This window comes from Urechidicola vernalis (genome assembly GCF_031846385.1).
GTDB lineage: Bacteria > Bacteroidota > Bacteroidia > Flavobacteriales > Flavobacteriaceae > Urechidicola > Urechidicola vernalis.
On sequence record NZ_JAVRHV010000003.1, the window covers coordinates 269,989 to 288,537 of the forward strand.

Annotated in this window: 16 protein-coding genes and 1 tRNA gene; 5 read left to right on the forward strand and 12 right to left on the reverse strand. The window is 34.0% G+C overall.

The genetic code is table 11. The features are described 5' to 3' along the window. The first annotated feature begins 14 nt into the window (after positions 1-14). Positions 15-740: a TrmH family RNA methyltransferase gene (locus RM519_RS08330; RefSeq protein ID WP_311593239.1), complete on the forward strand. Its 726-nt coding sequence runs from the start codon at positions 15-17 to the stop codon at positions 738-740. Here the strand turns inward: RM519_RS08330 and porT are convergent. Genes porT through RM519_RS08345 form a run of 3 tightly spaced genes read right to left on the reverse strand, consistent with a single transcriptional unit; the run spans position 737 to position 3,063 of the window. Continuing rightward, positions 737-1,432: a type IX secretion/gliding motility protein PorT/SprT gene (gene porT / locus RM519_RS08335; RefSeq protein WP_311593240.1), complete on the reverse strand. Its 696-nt coding sequence runs from the start codon at positions 1,430-1,432 to the stop codon at positions 737-739. The two genes, RM519_RS08330 and porT, sit on opposite strands and share 4 nt — an antisense overlap. Before the next feature lies 1 nt (position 1,433). Beyond that, entirely contained in the window at positions 1,434-2,165 is a 732-nt protein-coding gene (gene ubiE / locus RM519_RS08340) for a bifunctional demethylmenaquinone methyltransferase/2-methoxy-6-polyprenyl-1,4-benzoquinol methylase UbiE (protein WP_311593241.1), read from the reverse strand. A gap of 4 nt (positions 2,166-2,169) precedes the next feature. Beyond that, positions 2,170-3,063: a NifU family protein gene (locus RM519_RS08345; RefSeq protein WP_311593242.1), complete on the reverse strand. Its 894-nt coding sequence runs from the start codon at positions 3,061-3,063 to the stop codon at positions 2,170-2,172. A gap of 34 nt (positions 3,064-3,097) precedes the next feature. Here RM519_RS08345 and RM519_RS08350 point away from each other — a divergent pair, with 34 nt between their 5' ends. Further along, the gene (locus RM519_RS08350) at positions 3,098-6,220 is read left to right on the forward strand and encodes a T9SS type B sorting domain-containing protein (protein WP_311593243.1); all 3,123 of its coding nucleotides are present in this window, start codon (positions 3,098-3,100) and stop codon (positions 6,218-6,220) included. A gap of 51 nt (positions 6,221-6,271) precedes the next feature. Here RM519_RS08350 and RM519_RS08355 read toward each other — a convergent pair whose 3' ends face one another. Both RM519_RS08355 and RM519_RS08360 read right to left on the reverse strand, forming a co-directional pair. Further along, on the reverse strand, positions 6,272-7,555 hold the full coding sequence (locus RM519_RS08355; protein WP_311593244.1) for an OmpP1/FadL family transporter: 1,284 nt from the start codon (positions 7,553-7,555) through the stop codon (positions 6,272-6,274). Positions 7,556-7,584: 29 nt separating this feature from the next. Then, on the reverse strand, positions 7,585-8,799 hold the full coding sequence (locus RM519_RS08360; RefSeq protein WP_311593246.1) for a hypothetical protein: 1,215 nt from the start codon (positions 8,797-8,799) through the stop codon (positions 7,585-7,587). A 102-nt stretch (positions 8,800-8,901) separates the two neighbouring features. On the opposite strand from RM519_RS08360, the gene proS reads away from it, so the two are divergent. The 3 genes from proS (at position 8,902) to rpsT (ending at position 10,799) form a co-directional block, all read left to right on the forward strand. Further along, positions 8,902-10,374, forward strand: a complete 1,473-nt coding sequence (proS, locus tag RM519_RS08365) for a proline--tRNA ligase (RefSeq protein WP_311593247.1) — start codon at positions 8,902-8,904, stop codon at positions 10,372-10,374. Between the two features lie 75 nt (positions 10,375-10,449). Further along, a tRNA-Glu gene (locus RM519_RS08370) sits at positions 10,450-10,521 on the forward strand. A gap of 26 nt (positions 10,522-10,547) precedes the next feature. Then, positions 10,548-10,799, forward strand: a complete 252-nt coding sequence (rpsT, locus tag RM519_RS08375; RefSeq protein WP_311593248.1) for a 30S ribosomal protein S20 — start codon at positions 10,548-10,550, stop codon at positions 10,797-10,799. An 88-nt stretch (positions 10,800-10,887) separates the two neighbouring features. Here the strand turns inward: rpsT and rodA are convergent, their stop codons facing one another. From rodA to RM519_RS08410, 7 genes are all read right to left on the reverse strand, one after another. Further along, positions 10,888-12,177, reverse strand: coding sequence for a rod shape-determining protein RodA (gene rodA, locus RM519_RS08380; RefSeq protein ID WP_311593249.1), 1,290 nt, complete (start codon positions 12,175-12,177; stop codon positions 10,888-10,890). Beyond that, complete coding sequence (mrdA, locus tag RM519_RS08385) at positions 12,158-14,032, reverse strand: penicillin-binding protein 2 (RefSeq protein WP_311593250.1); 1,875 nt, start codon at positions 14,030-14,032, stop codon at positions 12,158-12,160. The genes rodA and mrdA overlap by 20 nt, the downstream gene beginning before the upstream one ends. Before the next feature lies 1 nt (position 14,033). Further along, positions 14,034-14,537: a rod shape-determining protein MreD gene (mreD, locus tag RM519_RS08390; protein WP_311593251.1), complete on the reverse strand. Its 504-nt coding sequence runs from the start codon at positions 14,535-14,537 to the stop codon at positions 14,034-14,036. After that, positions 14,530-15,357, reverse strand: a complete 828-nt coding sequence (gene mreC, locus RM519_RS08395; protein WP_311593252.1) for a rod shape-determining protein MreC — start codon at positions 15,355-15,357, stop codon at positions 14,530-14,532. Before mreC ends, mreD begins: the two co-directional genes overlap by 8 nt. A 23-nt stretch (positions 15,358-15,380) precedes the next feature. Beyond that, on the reverse strand, positions 15,381-16,409 hold the full coding sequence (locus RM519_RS08400; RefSeq protein ID WP_311593253.1) for a rod shape-determining protein: 1,029 nt from the start codon (positions 16,407-16,409) through the stop codon (positions 15,381-15,383). A gap of 42 nt (positions 16,410-16,451) precedes the next feature. Then, positions 16,452-17,978 (reverse strand): bifunctional phosphoribosylaminoimidazolecarboxamide formyltransferase/IMP cyclohydrolase, encoded by a 1,527-nt coding sequence (gene purH, locus RM519_RS08405; protein ID WP_311593254.1) that lies wholly within the window; start codon positions 17,976-17,978, stop codon positions 16,452-16,454. An 83-nt stretch (positions 17,979-18,061) separates the two neighbouring features. After that, a complete protein-coding gene (locus RM519_RS08410; RefSeq protein ID WP_311593255.1) occupies positions 18,062-18,499 on the reverse strand; it encodes a GAF domain-containing protein in 438 nt (145 codons plus the stop codon). Positions 18,500-18,549 lie beyond the last annotated feature (50 nt).

An 18,549-nucleotide genomic window follows, 5' to 3' on the forward strand; every position in this document is an offset into this window, starting at 1 on the left:
AATAACACTTTAATATGTTATCCAAAAACCAAATAAAATTAATAAAAAGTTTACATCAAAAAAAGTACCGAACTAAGAATAACTTGTTTATTGTTGAAGGTGTAAAAGGTGTAAATGAGTTTTTGAATTCTCATTTTTCGCTCGAAAAATTATTTTGTACGGAAAATTTTTCAAATCAGTTGGATAGTGAAATTGTAGAGGTGATTTCTGCTGTTGAATTAAAAAAAATAAGTAATTTGAATTCTCCGAATGAAGTTTTAGGAATTTTCAAAATTCCAAAACCTAAAAAACAAGACCTGGAAAAATTTTCAATTGTTTTGGATGAGATAAATGATCCAGGGAATTTGGGAACGATTATTCGTTTATGTGATTGGTTTGGTGTGGAACAATTGATCTGTTCAGAAAACACAGTAGATTGTTACAACTCTAAAGTGGTGCAATCTACTATGGGATCTTTGTCTCGTGTGTCGATAATTTATACAGATATAAAGCAGTTTATTAAATATTCGAATTTACCGATCTATGCGGCAATGATGAATGGAGAAAATGTATATAAAGCGTCTTTACCAGAAAATGGGATTTTGGTAATGGGTAATGAAGCAAACGGTATAAGTTCGGAAGTGTCTGAATTAATTACAAATAAAATTGCCATTCCAAAATTTGGAAAAACTCAACTTACCGAAAGTTTAAATGTTGCAACCGCAACGGCAATATTGCTTAGTGAATTTAAAAGGAGTTAGTGGAAAGCTAAATTCAAGAATACTCCTCGAGTTCCGAAATAATCTATAGGTTCAGTCCAAGGGCTATTTGGTGTATGATCAGGCTTTAATTCGTTGTTTATAGCAAAGACTCCTCTAATAGATGGAGAGAATATGAACCAATATAAATAAAGGTCAACCCCTAGTCCAATCTCGTAAGAGAAGTTGTGAGTTTTCATTCTAAACTCTCCACTAAAATTGTCGTCAGGATGGTTCTCATTACTTGAGAAATTATAATCATAAGAAGCGCCTCCAACAACGTATGGTCGCATATTTCCTAAACGTTTTGTATTTAGTTTTACTAATAATGGAACTCTTAAATAAGTACCTCCTAATTTTCTAATACTATCTCGTGCTCCACCTTTTATGTTTGTAAAAGCAAGTTCCTTGGTGTTGCTGGAAAGTCCCGGTTCAAGTCTTAATGTAACAAAGTCATTTATTTTCCAACCTCCAATAATTCCAATATTAAAACCAAGACTAGATTGAACTTCTACAAAGGTGTTGGGTTGGGTGTAATTTATTTTGAAACCTTTTTTATTTAACCCTAAATAATAACCAAAATGAATAGTTTTAGCATCAAAACCCGTTTGATATTCTATTACTTCTTTTTGCGCTCTAAGTTGATAAGAAAGCAAAAAAAGAACACCAAAAATAAGGGTTGATACTTTATTCATATTATTTTGTAGCTGTATAAATGGTCGCTACACCAAAAGTCTGTGGTTTATTTTCTACATCTATAAACCCAATTTCTTTTAAAATATTGTTAAATGTAGCTCCATATGGGAATTTAGATGCAGATTCCGATAAATAGGTATATGCTGAACCTTCTTTAGAAAAGAGTTTACCCATTAATGGCATAACTGTTTTACTATGGAAATTGTAAAATTCTTTGTAAGGGCTTTTAGAAGGTAATGAAGTTTCTAAAACGATAAACGTTCCGCCTGGTTTTAATACTCTTAAAATTTCTGCTAACCCAACTTTAAGGTTTTCAAAATTTCGAACCCCAAAAGCAACTGAAATAGCATCAAATGTATTGTCTTTAAAGGGAAGATTTTCAGAGTCACCTAAAACCATTTCAATTTTGTCTGAAAGACCTTCTTTTGCAATCTTCTCTTTACCTACATTTAACATTCCTTCTGAAATGTCTAAACCGGTTATGGAGGTTGCTTTCGTGTTTTTTGCAAAATTTATAGCTAAATCACCTGTTCCGGTAGCAATGTCTAAAATGGTTTCTGGATTTCCATTCTTTACAATTGCAACTACTTTTTTACGCCATTTTACATCTATTCCAAACGAAATCATACGGTTAAGGCCGTCATAGTTTTCCGAAATATTGTCGAACATTTGGGCAACCTGCTCTTTCTTTCCTAAATCGGAATCTTTGTATGGAGTTATGTTTTCTGACATATTGCTAACCATTAATGGCAATTACGTTTTCAATTTTATTCGGAATCATTTGCTTTAACATCGTTTCAATTCCGTTTTTTAATGTAATTGTTGAAGATGGGCATCCGCTACAAGCACCTTGTAAAATTACGTTTACGGTTTTAGAGTCTTCTTCGTAAGAAGCGAATTGAATGTTACCTCCGTCTGAAGCAACGGCTGGTTTTACATATTCATCTAAAATGCTAATGATTTGTAGTGAGATCTCATCGTAATTACCAGCGTTAGATTTGCTAATTTTCTCGGCAATAGGAGCTGCTTTTTCTGAAATTATGATTTTTCCTTTGGTAATATATTCTCTAAGAAAGCCTCTTATTTCTTGTCCAATTTCTGACCATTCTGCCATTTCATATTTCGTAATTGAAATATAATTTTCAGAAATAAAAACCTCTTTTACAAATGGAAATTTGAATAATTCTACTGAGATCGGAGAGTCCTTGGCTTCATCGATGTTCTTGAATTCAAACGTTTGTGAAACAATCATTTTATTGGCTACAAACTTCATAACTGAAGGGTTAGGTGTTGTTTCCGCATAAATTTCAATTCCTGTTTTAGACGGAGATTTTGATGTTGAATTAATTAAAGATTTCCCATCATTTAAATATTTCTCTAATTGTTCTCTAACTTCTTCTTGAACATCATTCCATGAAACAATATCAAACTTTTCAATTGCTACAAAATTAGCACTTATAAAAACTTTTTTTACAAAAGGAAGATGAAATAGTTCTTGCGCTAAAGTTGAATTTTTTGCGTCATCAATATTATTGTATTCGTAACTACCATTTGTGATTTGCCCCGTGTGTGCAAATTTTATAATGGATGAGTTGCTAGTTGCCTGAATAGAAACGGAAATGCTTTGCATTGATATTTAAATTTTTGGCAAAAATACTAAATCTATGGCTAAGGATTTTGATATATTTGTTCAAATTAAAATTGCTAACTGTTTAATGAAAAAGAATCTTCTCTTTTTGATGCTATTTGCGTCATGGATTAGTTTTTCACAGAATAATTGTGTTGATGCTATTGTTGTTTGTGGTAATAGCAATTATGAAGATTTAAGTGCAACTGGAGTAGGGATTCAAGAATTGGCAGGTTCAAATACATGTTCGAGTCAAGAAAATAATAGCCTGTGGTTATCTCTAAAAATCAATTCAGGAGGTACTTTGGGCTTTGAAATTACACCTACAAATACGAACGGAACCACAAATACAGATATTAATATAGATTTTGATTTTTTTATTTTTGGCCCAAATGCAAGTTGTTCCAATATAGGACAAGCCATCCGTTGTTCTACAACTAATCCAAGCGCGGCAAACCAAGGAAATAATTTAACGGGAATGCGATCTAGTGATTTCGATACATCTGAAGGGCCGGGTGCTGATGGAAACAGTTTTGTGAATTGGTTAAATGTTAACGCCGGTGAAAGTTATTTTTTGGTAATTGATAGACCTATTGGCTCTAGTAATTTTAAAATTGATTGGACTGGTAGTGCAACTTTTAATGCTCCTCCGGTGGCTACGCCTCCAACTATTGGGACCACATATGATTTGGAAGAATGTGATTCAGATGGAGTGCTAGATAATTCAACATTATTTGATCTAACTTCAAACTCAATTAAACTAATAAGTAATCAGTCGAATGTTGATGTGAAATACTTTGCAAATAACAATGACGCACAAACTGGAAATAACGCAATAAGTTCTCCTAGTGCTTACGCAAATATTTCAGACCCTCAAATTATTTATGCTCGTATAGAGAGTACAGTTACTCAGTGTTTTGCTGTAAGTGATTTTGAAATTTCGATTAAAGGGGAGATAGATTTTGTTACGCAAAAAGTGAATGTATGTGATATTGATAACGATGGTGTTTGGGACTTTGATTTGACTTTAAATGATACTTCAATTAAAAATGGTAGGGCAGGAGTTTCAGTTTCATATTATTTAACCGAAAATGATGCCATTAACTCTATAAATTCAATTATTGGTAATTATCAGAATATTAGTAATCCACAAACTATTTGGGTTCGAATGGAGTCTTTTGTTGGGGGATGTTTTGGGGTAAAACCGTTAGAATTGGAAATTTTTGATACACCAATTGCAACTCAACCTGCCAATATGATTTTATGTGATGATGATAATAATGGCACTATGTCATTTGATTTAACATCACAAAATGCGCTTATAAATACAGAACCTGGTATGGTTATTACCTATCATGCTTCTCAAAATGACGCCGATTTAAATTTGAATCCGATTATAAGTCCACATGAAAATGGTTTTACAACAATTTTTGTTAGAGTTGAAAACACTCTACATCCTAGTTGTTACGACACGACTTCTTTTGGCTTAGAAGTCTATAACGCTGCTTTCCCATTAGATAACACGTCAATTACGCCTGTTGCTTATTGTGATAATACTTCTGTAGGAACTGACACCGATGGTATTATTGTATTTGATTTAACGGAAAGGTCTATAGATATTTTAAATGGACAAGCGGCTTCGGAGTTTACCTTGACTTATTTTACGGCCTCTAATTATGACCCTACAAGTGAAATTTTGGATCCGATTAATTTTCAAAATACCGTAGTTGGCGGGCAAACAATATATGTTCGTATGGCAAACAATTTAGAAAGTTCTTGTTATTCGGACACCTCCTTTACAATTGAGGTCTTTGAATTACCTGTAATTCAACCTACCATGATATTTAAAAATTGTGATGAAGATGGAAATCCAGATGGTTTTACAGATTACAATTTAGAAGAAGCAAATGCTTATATCACTGGCGGAGCAACGGATGTGACAGTAACTTATCATTTAAGTATGGTAGATGCCGATGCAGGCTCAAATGCTGTAAACCCATCACCTTTTAACAATGCCACAGCTGCAACGGTTTATGCAAGAGTAGAAACTATCGATGGCTGTCATAGGGTAAGTACAGTATCTTTAGAAGTTTCAACAACTTCTTTCCCTGCTGGGTACAGTTATACTTTAGAAACTTGTGATAATGATGACACTATAGATGGACTGCATTTATTTGACCTTACTCAAGCTTCATCTGATATGATTGCTCAGTTCCCATCCGGACAAAATCTTTCGGTGCATTATTATACAAACCAAAACGATGCACAGTTAGAACAGAATGAAATTGTTTCTCAAAGCGATTATATGAGTGAGGCTCCTTTAAACCAAACTTTATATGTCCGTGTAGAAAGCAATGACAATGGCGCTTGCTTTGGAGTAGGTCCTTTCTTAGAATTAATTGTATATGAACGCCCAGAATTTGAAGTGATTTCAGAAGCCGTAGTTTGTTTAAACTTACCGCCAATAATATTAGAAGCCTTTAATCCTAAAGATGTTTATACGTATGAGTGGACTGATGAGAATAACCAAGTTATTAGTACAGAGGCAACAGTTGAAGTTTCAGTAGGAGGTGTATATACCGTTATTGCTACTTCTGGATTGAATTGTGAATCGTTTCCAAAAACTGTAACAGTGATAGAATCGGATATTGCAATTTTAGACCACGATGATGTCACCATTACAGATGATTCATCCAATAACACAATTACCATAAATAATGAAAATAACAATTTAGGATTAGGTGATTATGAATTTGCTCTAGATGATGAATTAGGGCCTTTTCAAGATCAATCATTATTTGAACAAGTTATGCCCGGTCTGCACACCATTTATGTGCGAGATAAGAACGGTTGTGGATTAGCTATGTTAGAAGTATCCGTAATTGGATTTTCTAAATTTTTCACTCCAAATAATGACGGACATAACGATACTTGGACCATTTTAGGTGTGAGTCAAGATTTTTATCCAACTTCATTAATCTATATCTATGATAGATTTGGAAAGATATTAGCAAATGTGGATCCCTTAGGAGAAGGCTGGGATGGCTATTACAATGGAGTTAAACTCCCATCGGACGATTATTGGTTCTCAGTTCAACTAATTGATACTAACGGTGAAATAAAAAATAGAAAAGGGCATTTTAGTCTTTTAAGAAAATAAAACACCACCATAAAGTTACCTTGGAGGTGAGAAGTTTTATTAAACAATTATTTAGATACTAAAAACGATTGTTGCGATGAATTTAGAATTGTCATTTGTTAAGTAGGCCGCGTCAACCTCGTCATACTGTGGGTAAAAATCATATGTGCTAGAATAGTTTGCGTCTTCATATGCAAAATCTAATTTTACAAAACCAAAGTTATATCCAAGGCCAACTGAAAAGCCGTTTGTGTCAAATGATGACGGTGCTCCATTGTAAGGGTTTTGTTGATAATGAAATCCACCTCTTGCACTTAATTGTTTAAATCTCCATTCTGTGCCAAGACGTAGTTCTGAAGTTCCTCTAAAATCGGTGTCAAAAATTCTGTTTTCTTCACTAAAGTCGTAGTTAGGACTCAGTTCTATTCCGCTATAATTTTTATAAGCATAATCCAAACTGATCAATCCACTTTGGTTAAAAATATAGGCAAAACTTGCTGTTGTTTTGCTTGGAGACCTCATAGAATAATCGAATCCATTTAAGTTTCCTTCAGAATAAAATTCCTCGATTAAATTATACCAAGTTGGTGATTGATATGACAGCCCTAAGCGAATATTTTGATTTGGTTTAGAAATAATTCCAATATTAAAAGAATAGCCTGTTCCCCAGGTAGAAAGGTCTTCGGAAAGTTGTCCTAATAATCGATTTCCATCATCATCGTGGTTGTCTTCTTCTAAATAAATCGACTGATAAAAACGAATATCATTTGTTATAAATGATGCTCCGATATAGAGTTTGTCAGAATATTGAGATGCAAATGAAAAAGTGTATTTATCGTTTCTTCCATCTGTGTAATTATCAAAATACTGACCATCAGAAAACAGATATAAATTATCGAACTCATCATATATAAATGTAGGATAGTTACTATTTCCATTAGCGGCCCACCTACTTTTGAAATCTTTTTGAGTATTGTAATTGAATGCGAAAGATGTTTTACTCCAATTCGATTGTCCAGTATTAAAAACGAATACACCCCCAATTTGGGAGAAATTAGTAAAGTCTCTGGTCACTTTTGTATTGGTTCCATAGTAATTAGAGTTAATGGATTCGTTTCTAAAACTCATAGAGGTAGAAACTTCACTATTTAGAAAAATAGCTGCTCCAGCCGGATTAATAGTTATAGCGCTTAAGTCTCCACCTAAGGCTCCAAAAGCACCACTCATTCCTCGAAATCGAGCGGTTCCATAATTATCGTCACTTGTGAATAATGCACCTAGATCGTTGTATCCCATCGACTGTGAAAAACTAGAAATTGAGCATAGTAATACCGTATAGAAAAATATTTTTTTCATTTTTAATAAGTTTTAAATCAGGATTGTACTTAGTTATTTCTTCGGCCTCCACCAGCTCTTCCAGATGAAACGCCAGATGACCTGCTTGAGGAACTTGATGATCTAGTACTAGTACTTCTACTGCTCGAAGAAGACCTTGAAGAAGAACTAGTTCTTGTTGAAGAACTTCGACTTGTTGTTGAAGGTCTACTATAGGTTGCTCTTGAGGAAGAAGAATTAGAACTACTATTTCTTATAACTCTTGAGCTCGTGCCTCTGTTCGATGAATAACTAGAAGGTCTACTAGAGTAACTTCTTGAAGCGCTAGCTACTCTGTTAGAATTGCTTGGTGATCTATGTGGATTAGAAATAATTCTTTTCGAGTTAGAAGGCCTGCTATTAGAGTTTCTTACAATGCTTCTAGACGAAGAGTTTGCTGTTCTAGTTCCAGCCGCTCTATTGTTTGATCCAGATACAGTTCTGCCTTTGGAAGAACTTAATTTAGAAGTTCTGGTGTTTGATGTGGATGCAACACGTCTGTTACTATTTGTACCGTTTAAAATATCAGAAACAGATCTGGTTCTAGCGCTTGTTCCAGTCCTTCTGCCGTTAGATGCTACAGCATTTCTAGTTGAATTTGTATTGTTAGCTACATTTCTTCTGCCGTAATTTCCTCCTGTATTATAAGAGTCTCTTCTACCATAAGAATCGTATGGCCTATAATACGGTGGGTAGCCTCCATAGTAAGGTGGGTAACCACCCCAATAAGGCGGGTATCCTCCCCAATATGGTGGGTATCCTCCCCAATACGGTGGATAACCTCCCCAGTATGGTGGATAATAACCTCCATAATAACCACCATAGAAACCTCCATAATAACCATAGCCCATTCCAACTCCAAAACTAAAACTTATTTGAACATCGGAAGAATAACCCCATGGCGCATTTGATTCTACATACACGTATTGTGTGCCGGTACTATCTGCAACAGCATATTGATCATCATAATATAAATCGTCGACATCTGTAATTAAATCTCCATCTTCCATTGCTCCATATTCTTCAACTTTTTGAGCAAAATAGATCTCGGCTTCAGTTGGTTGCCTTGTTTCTAAAACAATAACATCGGCATTCTGGGTAGTGTAAATTCCGTCTAAATCATTGTAAACACTTTCATAAGATCCACAAGAAACAAGTATGAGAGATGAAACTAGGAGGAGTCCAAGTCCGTGATTTTTGAATTTAATATTGTAAAAAACTTTCATAATCATAGAGTTTTTTTATGTCGAACTACTAAAAATAAGTAGTTTTGTCGAAATTATAATAATATTATCATTAACACAATATTTGTGCCAAACTTTTAAGGGATGAGTAAGAAATTGACAACGAGAGAAGAAGACTATTCTAAATGGTATAATGAATTGGTTGTAAAGGCCGATCTTGCAGAAAACTCAGGAGTGAGAGGATGTATGGTTATAAAGCCTTATGGTTATGCTATTTGGGAAAAAATGCAGGCTGAGTTGGATAGGATGTTTAAAGAAACAGGACATGAAAACGCATATTTTCCAATTTTTATTCCAAAGTCCTACTTTTCTAAAGAAGCGAGTCACGTTGATGGATTTGCCAAAGAATGTGCAGTTGTAACTCATTATAGGTTGAAAAACGATGAAGACGGAAAAGTTGTAGTTGATGAAAAAGCGAAGTTAGAGGAAGAGTTAATTGTTCGTCCTACTTCAGAAACAATTATTTGGGATACTTACAGAAAATGGATTGAGTCTTATAGAGATTTACCGATTCTTGTTAATCAATGGGCAAATGTGGTCCGTTGGGAAATGAGAACACGGTTGTTTTTAAGAACGGCTGAGTTTTTATGGCAAGAAGGGCATACTGCGCATGCTACTGAAGTGGAAGCAATTGAAGAGTCTAAACAAATGCAAGAGGTGTATGCAACCTTTGCAGAGAAATTCATGGCAATGCCAGTTATAAAAGGTTCTAAATCTGAAAGCGAACGTTTTGCAGGGGCATTAGAAACCTATACTATTGAGGCGTTAATGCAGGATGGAAAAGCGTTACAAGCTGGAACTTCACACTTTTTAGGTCAAAATTTTGCAAAAGCATTTGACGTTCAGTTTACATCTAAGGAAGGAAAGAGAGAACATGTATGGGCTACCTCTTGGGGAGTATCTACTCGATTAATGGGTGCATTGGTAATGACACATTCAGATGATAAAGGATTGGTATTACCTCCTAATTTGGCTCCTATACAAGTTGTAATTGTTCCTATTTACAGAAAAGATGAACAATTAGATGCGATTACAGAAAAGGTAAACGAACTTACTAAAGAGCTTAGAGCAAAAGGTATTTCTGTGAAGTATGATAAGAGAGATACGCATAAGCCTGGATGGAAATTTGCAGAATATGAATTAAAGGGAGTTCCATTGAGAATTGCGATGGGGCCTAGAGATTTAGAAAATGGAACGTTGGAGATTGCTAGAAGGGATACTTTAGAAAAGCAGACAATTGCAATTGATGAAACAGTAGATTTTGTAGCATCGAATTTAAAGCAAATGCAAGATGATTTATTTAACAAGGCGTTAGATTATAGAGAAAACCATATTTCAGAAGTAAATTCATTTGATGAGTTTAAGGAGGTCTTAGAAAGTAAAGGAGGATTTGTATCTGCGCATTGGGATGGAACTATAGAAACCGAAGAAAAAATAAAAGATTTAACGAAGGCAACAATAAGATGTATCCCTAATGATACGGTTATAGAAGAGGGTATATGTGTGTTTTCAGGTAAGAAATCTGACAGAAGAGTTCTTTTTGCAAAAGCATATTAAAAAAAATAAAAAAAAACTTTGCGATTTTAAAAAAGGTTGTATATTTGCAACCGCTAAGGAAAAGAAATAAATAATGGTCCGTTCGTCTAGGGGTTAGGACGCCAGGTTTTCATCCTGGTAACAGGGGTTCGATTCCCCTACGGACTACAAGTTTTTTAAACAAATTAATTGAAATGGCAAATCACAAGTCAGCATTAAAGAGAATTAGAAGTAACCGAGTTAAGCAGTTGAGAAATAAGTATCAGCACAAAACAACTCGTAACGCAGTTAGAGACTTACGTGCTACAACTGACAAGAAAGAGGCTGAGGCATTATTGCCAAAAGTAGCTGCAATGTTGGATAAATTGGCGAAGAACAATGTTATCCACAAGAACAAAGCAGGGAACTTAAAGTCTAAATTAACGAAGCAGGTAGCAGCGTTATAAGAAACTTCTTAAAGGAATTTAAAAACCGTTCAATTTTTTGAACGGTTTTTTTTGTGTCTAATAGTTTGGAGTAAAGAAAAACCACAGTTTACCATTCATACGCTCTATTGGCGTCGAGTCTAATAAATACGAAAAGAAGCAAGGTGAATCCCCAAAGAGATGATCCGCCATAACTAAAAAAGGGCAGGGGTATTCCAATAGTTGGTAGTATACCGATTACCATTCCAATATTTACTAAAAAGTGGAAAAAGAAAATGGCGGCAATACTATAGCCATATACCCGACTAAAGGTTGTTTTTTGGCGCTCTGCGATCTTCAATATCCTTAAAATGAAGATAACGAAGAGAACGATAACTAGAACGCCACCTACAAATCCCCATTCTTCTCCTACGGTACTAAATATATAATCTGTATCTTGTTCTGGAACAAATTTTCCCTGAGTACGATCTCCTTCTAAATAGCCCTTACCAAAAAAACCCCCAGAAGCAATTGTTTTTATTGACTGGTCTGTATTGTAACCCGTTTGTTGGGTATCAGTTGTTTTTCCTAATACAATATTAAAACGATCCCTATGTCTTTGCTCAAATACATTATTAAAGATTGGGTTGATACTTAATATATAAAGACAGGTGATAAATAAAAGGCCAGTGAGTTGAATCCAGTGATGTTTTAGGTAGTTCTTTTTATAAGTAGCTGTATATGCAATAAAGGCTAAAAATAGAATTACACAGACATAAATCATTATTGGAATAGATGCGTAATAACCGAATTTTATGGTTAGTAGAAACAAGGCAATGGCAATTATACCCAATACAAAATAGTAAGCAGGAAGTCCTTCTCTATAAAAAACAAAAAGAAACGCTAGGTATACCAAACCTGAACCAGGATCGGGTTGCAGCGTTATTAAAAATGCTGGAAATAAAATTATAAATAGGGCTTTGATATGGTTTTTAAACGGTTTAAAGGTAAAAGCATTGTCGCTTAAAAGTTTTGCAACTGCAAGGGCGGTAAAAGCTTTTGCAAATTCAGTTGGCTGCAATGTAAAACTACCAATAGCATACCACGATTTTGCTCCATTGATATTTTTTCCAAAAAGAAACAAACCTAACAAGGAAAGAATTGCGGCGAGGTAAAAAAGAGATGAAAAGCGCTCATAAAAGCGGGTTTCTATGAATAAAACAATAGTTATAATAGGAATGGTAAGTCCAATCCAAATTAATTGTTTACCGTATCTCGAGGAAAAATCTAAAATTTCTGTATGAATTTCTGAAGTTGATGCAGCATAAATATTAAGCCAGCCAATAAATACCAAAGCGGCATAAATGATAACTAACCAAAAGTCGACTCCTTTAAATATGTTATTTTTTTCCCTCTGCACGGTATAAACTATCTAGTTGACTGTTATATTCTTCCTGAAGACTTCCATTAAACATTCTTTCCTCCAAATATTTTCTGTTTGTGTCGCCTTTTAAATACTTTTCAATCATTAAAGTTGCAATTGGTCCCGCCCAACGAGAACCCCAATAGCCATTTTCAACAAATACGGCAATCGCAATTTTCGGATCATCCTTTGGTGCAAACGCGATAAAAATAGAATGATCTGTTAATTGAGTTCTTTCACCGTTTATATTTGCAAAATTTTCAGCTGTTCCAGTTTTTCCACATATTTCTATGTCACTAACTCTAGATGCGTAGGCCGTTCCATCGGGATGATTAAAAACATCGGATAAACCTTCAATTATTGGTTCAAAATGTTCTTTATCTATGGTAGTGACATGTTTTGTAGTGAATTTTTTATCTAATTCTTGTCCTTCAATATTTTTAACAATATGGGGTGTGTAATAATAACCTCTATTTGCAATTGCGGCCGTCATATTTGCCAATTGAATAGGTGTAGTTATAACTTCTCCCTGTCCAATAGCATTTGAAATTGTGTAAGTTGATGCCCATCTTTTAGAGGGGTACCATCTGTCATAATAATCACCATCCGGAATTAAACCTTTCTGTCCACTTGGTAAGTCATAGCCTAGAAAATTACCCAATCCAAAACTCTTAGAATGCTCGCTCCAGGCATCCATTCCATCTTGAACCTTGTCATATTTATTTAGAATTTTTAAATATGTACTAGCAAAATAGGCGTTACACGAGGTGTAAATTCCAAAGTTCAATTTAACCTTACTTGCATGTGGATGACAACCCATTTTATTTCTTGGTCCATATCGAAAACCATGATTACAGGTAACCATTGTATTTTCGTCTATTACGCCTTCTTGCAAGCCAATAAGTCCTGTAATGATTTTAAATGGAGAGCCTGGAGGATATTGAGCCTGTAATCCTCTATCGTACATTGGCTTGCTAATGGTATCTCCAAAGAAAATTGAAGAATTTTTAGATCTAATTCTTCCTACCATTTTATTTGGATCGTAAGTGGGAGCGCTAACAAGAGCAAGAATTTCGCCACTTGAAGGTTCAATCGCAACGATTCCACCTCGCTTATTTGTCATTAATTGATCTCCATATTGTTGAAGAACCGCATCTAGCGAAAGCGTTAAGTCTTTACCAGGAGAAGACAGTGAATCGTAAAGTCCTTCTTTGTAAGATCCAATTTCTCTGTTAAATCTGTCCTTTTGAATTCGTTTTACGCCCTTTTCACCTCTTAAGGTGTTCTCGTAAACTCGCTCAACTCCCATATGTCCAATCAATTCTCCTTGTTGGTAGTATGGATTGTCTTTAATTTTGTTTTCATTTACCTCACTTAAATAGCCAACAATATTCGCTGCAGTTTTCATCGGGTATTTTCTAATGGACCTTTTTTGAATATAAAAGCCTTTATATTTGTGAAGTTTCTCTTGTAATGGACCGTAATCTTCCTTAGAAACTTGTCCTATAAATACATGTGGTAGCCAAGTAGAATACTTTTTTGCTTTATTGAATTGTTTAAGGAATGTCGCTTTGTCAATTTTTAAAAGAGAACAAAATTCTATAGTGTCTAATGGTTTAACTTCTTTTGGAATTACCATAACGTCATAGGCTTGCTCATTAGCAACTAATAATTCAAGGTTTCTATCGTATATATAGCCCCTTTCAGGATAGTCGTAAATTCTTTTGATAGAAGCATTATTTAAGGGAGAAGTTTGGTAAGGATTGTCTAATACTTGTAAATAAAAAAGACGGCCTATAAATATAACGCCGACTAGAATTACCGAAATATAGAGTAATGCTCCTTTTTGCACTTTATTTCTTTTTAGTAAATAATACGATTCCTATTAAAATTAAAACGATAGTTAATCCAGATGTTGTAAGCGTTTTGGAAATTATTTTTCCGAAATCACTAAAACTGAAATAATCTAAACTAAAAACGATTAAATGGTGAATTAAAACCTGGATAGAAATAAACGAAAAGGCTTTAAAAAATGAAATACTTCTAATATTAAATAGATGATAATCGAAATCCGTTTTATTTAAAATTGACGTTAGCAGGGGTAGTCTAATAAATGCAATGAATAAAGTTGCTGCAGCGTGAATTCCTCCAGAGTTCGAGAAAAAATCAATAAACAAACCTAAGAGAAAACTGAGAAATAAAAAGGCACCTTTTTCTTTTTTAAGGGGATAATAAAAGACAAATACAACGTAGATTAGAGGGTTGGTATACCCAAACAGATTGATGTTGTTAAATATTAATACTTGTAGCAGTACCAATAGAAAAAGCCAAATTATATTTTTTATAAAATCATTCATTATTTCTGGCTTCCAATTCTTTAATTTCTTGTTTTTCTAAATTTGTAATAATGTTGATGTTTTTTATGGAACTCATGTCATTGAATAAGGCGATGTCAATTGGCTCGAAAGTGTTGTTGTTAATTTTAACATCTTTGATGGTTCCTACTAAAATTCCTTCTGGAAAAATAGCTGACTTTCCTCCAGTAATTATTGTGTCTCCTACTTTTAATTGCGCTTGCCTTGGTAAATCTAGTAATTGAACAGTTTTATAGTCTTTGCCATTCCAAGTTAGAGAGCCAAAATGATCATTATTTTTCAACTTTACATTTATTTGTGAGTAGTTATTTAAAATGGAAATAACAGTAGCATTGTGTTTAGATACATTGTGAGTGACACCTATAATTCCATGGCTATTTACTACGGCCATCTCTGGAGTAATCCCATTAATGGTTCCTTTGTTAATTGTTAGAAAGTTGTTTCTGCTCTTATAGCTGTTATTTGTAATTTTTGCAGATGTAAACTTAAATTTTTGATAATAAAAAGAAGTGTCAATACTTTCAGTAAATGAAGAATCAATTTTATAAGGGGTCAGTTCTAAAAGGTTCTTTAACCGAATATTTTCTTCTACTAGCCGGCTGTTTTCTTTTTTTAAACTAAAGAATTCGTTTATTGAACTAATTCTTTTGTAGATGCCACCGGTAACAAAATTAGCCGAATTAATAAACTTACTTTTATGATAAGAATGATGGTTTATTGTAAAAAAAAGCGCAACAATTTCTAGCAACAAAAAAAGTAGGAAGTACCTGTATTTTTCAATAAACTTGAATATTTGTTGCATATGAGATGGCTAGCGGAATTTTACTATTTCATTAAAACAGTACTGTACTTTTCAATATCTTTTAAAGTAATTCCAGTTCCTCTAACAACCGCACGTAATGGATCTTCAGCTACATAAACAGGTAAGTCTGTTTTTCTAGACAATCTTTTATCTAATCCTCTAAGCATTGAACCTCCTCCAGCTAAATATATTCCAGTATTGTAGATATCAGCTGCTAACTCTGGTGGAGTTTGCGATAGTGTTTCCATTACAGCATCCTCAATCCTTAGAATAGATTTGTCAAGTGCTTTTGCAATTTCTCTATAAGATACCTGAACTTGTTTTGGTTTTCCGCTTAGTAAGTCTCTACCTTGAACCAACATATCTTCTGGTGGAGTTTCTAATTCTTCGGTAGCAGCCCCAATAGTTAATTTAATTCTTTCAGCAGTGCGTTCCCCAACATATAAGTTATGTTGTGTTCTCATGTAGTAAGCGATGTCATTTGTAAAGACGTCACCTGCTACCTTAACAGATTTATCACAAACAATTCCACCTAATGCAATTACTGCAATTTCAGTTGTACCACCACCTATGTCAATAATCATATTTCCTTTAGGCTGTGTAATATCTATTCCAATACCAATTGCTGCTGCCATTGGTTCGTGTATTAGATAAATTTCTTTTGCGTTCATATGTTCAGCTGAATCTCGAACCGCTCGTTTTTCAACCTCAGTAATACCAGAAGGAATACAAATTACCATTCGTAAAGATGGTGTCCAAAATTTCTTTTTAATACTAGGGATGTTTTTGATAAACTGCTTTATCATTTGTTCCGATGCTTCGAAATCGGCAATAACCCCATCTTTTAACGGTCTAATCGTTTTGATGTTTTCGTGCGTTTTTCCTTGCATTAAACTAGCTTTATCTCCGGTAGCTATAATTTTACCAGAAATTCTGTCTCGAGCAACAATGGAAGGTTCGTCTACAATCACTTTTCCTTCATGGATTATTAAAGTGTTTGCAGTCCCTAAATCAATAGCGATGTCTTCAGTCATGAAGTCGAAAAAGCTCATATTGTATTCTTGTATTGAGGTTAATTCACAAATGTAATAAAATTAATGCTTAAAATGACGTGTTCCAGTCATTACCATAGCTAAATTATTTTCATCACAATAATCTATAGATAACTGGTCTTTTATTGAACCTCCTGGTTGAATAACCGCCTTAATTCCAGCCTTGTCTGCTATCTCAACACAGTCAGGGAATGGGAAAAATGCATCACTCGCCATAACGGCACCTTTCAAATCAAACTTAAAATGATTAGCTTTTGCAATTGCCTGCTCTAAAGCATCTACACGACTTGTTTGTCCCGTTCCGCCAGCGCATAATTGTTTGTTTTTAACCAAGATAATAGTATTTGATTTTGTGTGCTTACAAATTTTAGATGCAAAAAGTAGATCTTCTATTTGAGCATCTGTTACAACTCTCTTAGTAACGTTTTTTAAATCTTCTTTAGTATCTGTAACATTATTTGGGTCTTGTGCTAAAACCCCATTTAATGCAGTTCTGTAACTAATATTTGGAAAATCAGCATCTTTCTGAACTAAAATAATTCTATTTTTCTTTCCTTTTAATATTGATAAAGCTTCGTCTGTAAAAGAAGGAGCAATTACAACCTCACAGAATAATTTGTGAATTTCCGAAGCTGTTGCTTCATCAATTTCTTTATTTGCAATTAACACGCCACCAAAAGCTGAAGTAGGGTCACCTGCTAAGGCATCAACATATGCTTGAGCCAATGTGTCTCTTTGTGCAAATCCGCAAGCGTTGTTGTGCTTTAAAATAGCAAACGTAGGGGCTTCATTTTTAAATTCACGAATAAGATTAACAGCAGCATCAACATCTAATAGGTTGTTGAAAGATAATTCTTTACCATGCAATTGATCAAAAAGTTCTTCCAAATTACCATAGAAATATCCTTTTTGATGAGGGTTTTCTCCATATCGTAATTGTTTTACAGTATCAAAACTTTGTCTAAATGTTGGCTGATCATCATTTAAATAATTGAAAATAGCGGAGTCGTAATGACTTGAAACGGCAAATGATTTTGCGGAAAATGATTTGCGTTGTTCAATGGTTGTTGCTCCATTGTTTTCAGAAATAACACTTAAGAATTCATCATATTGCTCCATTGATGAAACACAGATTACATCCTTGTAGTTTTTTGCAGCCGCTCTAATAAGTGAGATTCCACCGATATCAATTTTTTCAATAATATCTTGTTCGGATGCACCACTTGCTACCGTTTTTTCAAACGGATATAAATCTACAATTACAATATCAATTTCTGGAATTTCGAATTCTTCAATTTGAGATTGATCACCTGCGTTATTTCTTCGGTTTAAAATTCCACCAAATACTTTTGGGTGTAATGTTTTTACACGTCCTCCAAGAATAGAAGGGTAAGAGGTTAAATCTTCAACAGGAACAACATCTATTCCCATATCTTTAATAAATTTCTCTGTACCTCCGGTTGAGTAGATAGTTACATTTAACTGGTTTAATTTCTGAACAATAGGACCTAATCCATCTTTGTGAAATACCGAAATTAATGCTGATTTTACTGTTTTAGTAGTGCTCATTTTGTGTGTTGTGTGTTTCACGCAAAACTACTAAAACTGATTAGGTTCTACAACCTAAAAATGTGTTAATTCAAACGTTACTTTTAAACAATTTTAGCCACTTGTTCACAAACAAATTCTAATAATTCTTCATCTTTTTTTGTAAAAGTATTGGGAGTATGAGAATCGATATCAATTTGCCCAATATTTTTTCCATTAACAAAAATGGGAATCACAATTTCGGATTTTACTTTCCAACCGCAAGAAATATAATTGTCTTGTTCAGAAACATCTTGAACTACAAAATTCTCATTACTAACGGCAACCTGTCCGCAAATTCCTTTTCCAAATGGAATAATTGTATGTTCGGTAGGTTCTCCGGTAAAAGGACCTAATTTTAATTCATTTTTATCTCCGTTCTTAAAATAAAATCCAACCCAGTCATAATAAGAAATAGAACTTTCTAAGTAATCGCAAATTTGTTGAAGCGTGACGTTTTTATCAGTGTTCGATTCTAAGATTGATGTAATATTATTTTTCATTGCGTCGATTTCCATAATGAATGCTTAAATTTGAAGCAAAACTAACTACT

Excerpts from the sequence above, each read along its gene's own strand:
- ubiE (WP_311593241.1), bottom strand. The coding sequence starts at position 2,165 with ATGTCAGAAAACATAACTCCATACAAAGATTCCGATTTAGGAAAGAAA.
- rpsT (WP_311593248.1), top strand. The coding sequence starts at position 10,548 with ATGGCAAATCACAAGTCAGCATTAAAGAGAATTAGAAGTAACCGAGTT.
- proS (WP_311593247.1), top strand. The coding sequence starts at position 8,902 with ATGAGTAAGAAATTGACAACGAGAGAAGAAGACTATTCTAAATGGTAT.
- RM519_RS08360 (WP_311593246.1), bottom strand. The coding sequence starts at position 8,799 with ATGAAAGTTTTTTACAATATTAAATTCAAAAATCACGGACTTGGACTC.
- porT (WP_311593240.1), bottom strand. The coding sequence starts at position 1,432 with ATGAATAAAGTATCAACCCTTATTTTTGGTGTTCTTTTTTTGCTTTCT.
- RM519_RS08330 (WP_311593239.1), top strand. The coding sequence starts at position 15 with ATGTTATCCAAAAACCAAATAAAATTAATAAAAAGTTTACATCAAAAA.
- mreC (WP_311593252.1), bottom strand. The coding sequence starts at position 15,357 with ATGCAACAAATATTCAAGTTTATTGAAAAATACAGGTACTTCCTACTT.
- mreD (WP_311593251.1), bottom strand. The coding sequence starts at position 14,537 with ATGAATGATTTTATAAAAAATATAATTTGGCTTTTTCTATTGGTACTG.
- RM519_RS08355 (WP_311593244.1), bottom strand. The coding sequence starts at position 7,555 with ATGAAAAAAATATTTTTCTATACGGTATTACTATGCTCAATTTCTAGT.
- RM519_RS08410 (WP_311593255.1), bottom strand. The coding sequence starts at position 18,499 with ATGAAAAATAATATTACATCAATCTTAGAATCGAACACTGATAAAAAC.
- RM519_RS08400 (WP_311593253.1), bottom strand. The coding sequence starts at position 16,409 with ATGAGCTTTTTCGACTTCATGACTGAAGACATCGCTATTGATTTAGGG.
- purH (WP_311593254.1), bottom strand. The coding sequence starts at position 17,978 with ATGAGCACTACTAAAACAGTAAAATCAGCATTAATTTCGGTATTTCAC.
- RM519_RS08350 (WP_311593243.1), top strand. The coding sequence starts at position 3,098 with ATGGCTAAGGATTTTGATATATTTGTTCAAATTAAAATTGCTAACTGT.
- RM519_RS08345 (WP_311593242.1), bottom strand. The coding sequence starts at position 3,063 with ATGCAAAGCATTTCCGTTTCTATTCAGGCAACTAGCAACTCATCCATT.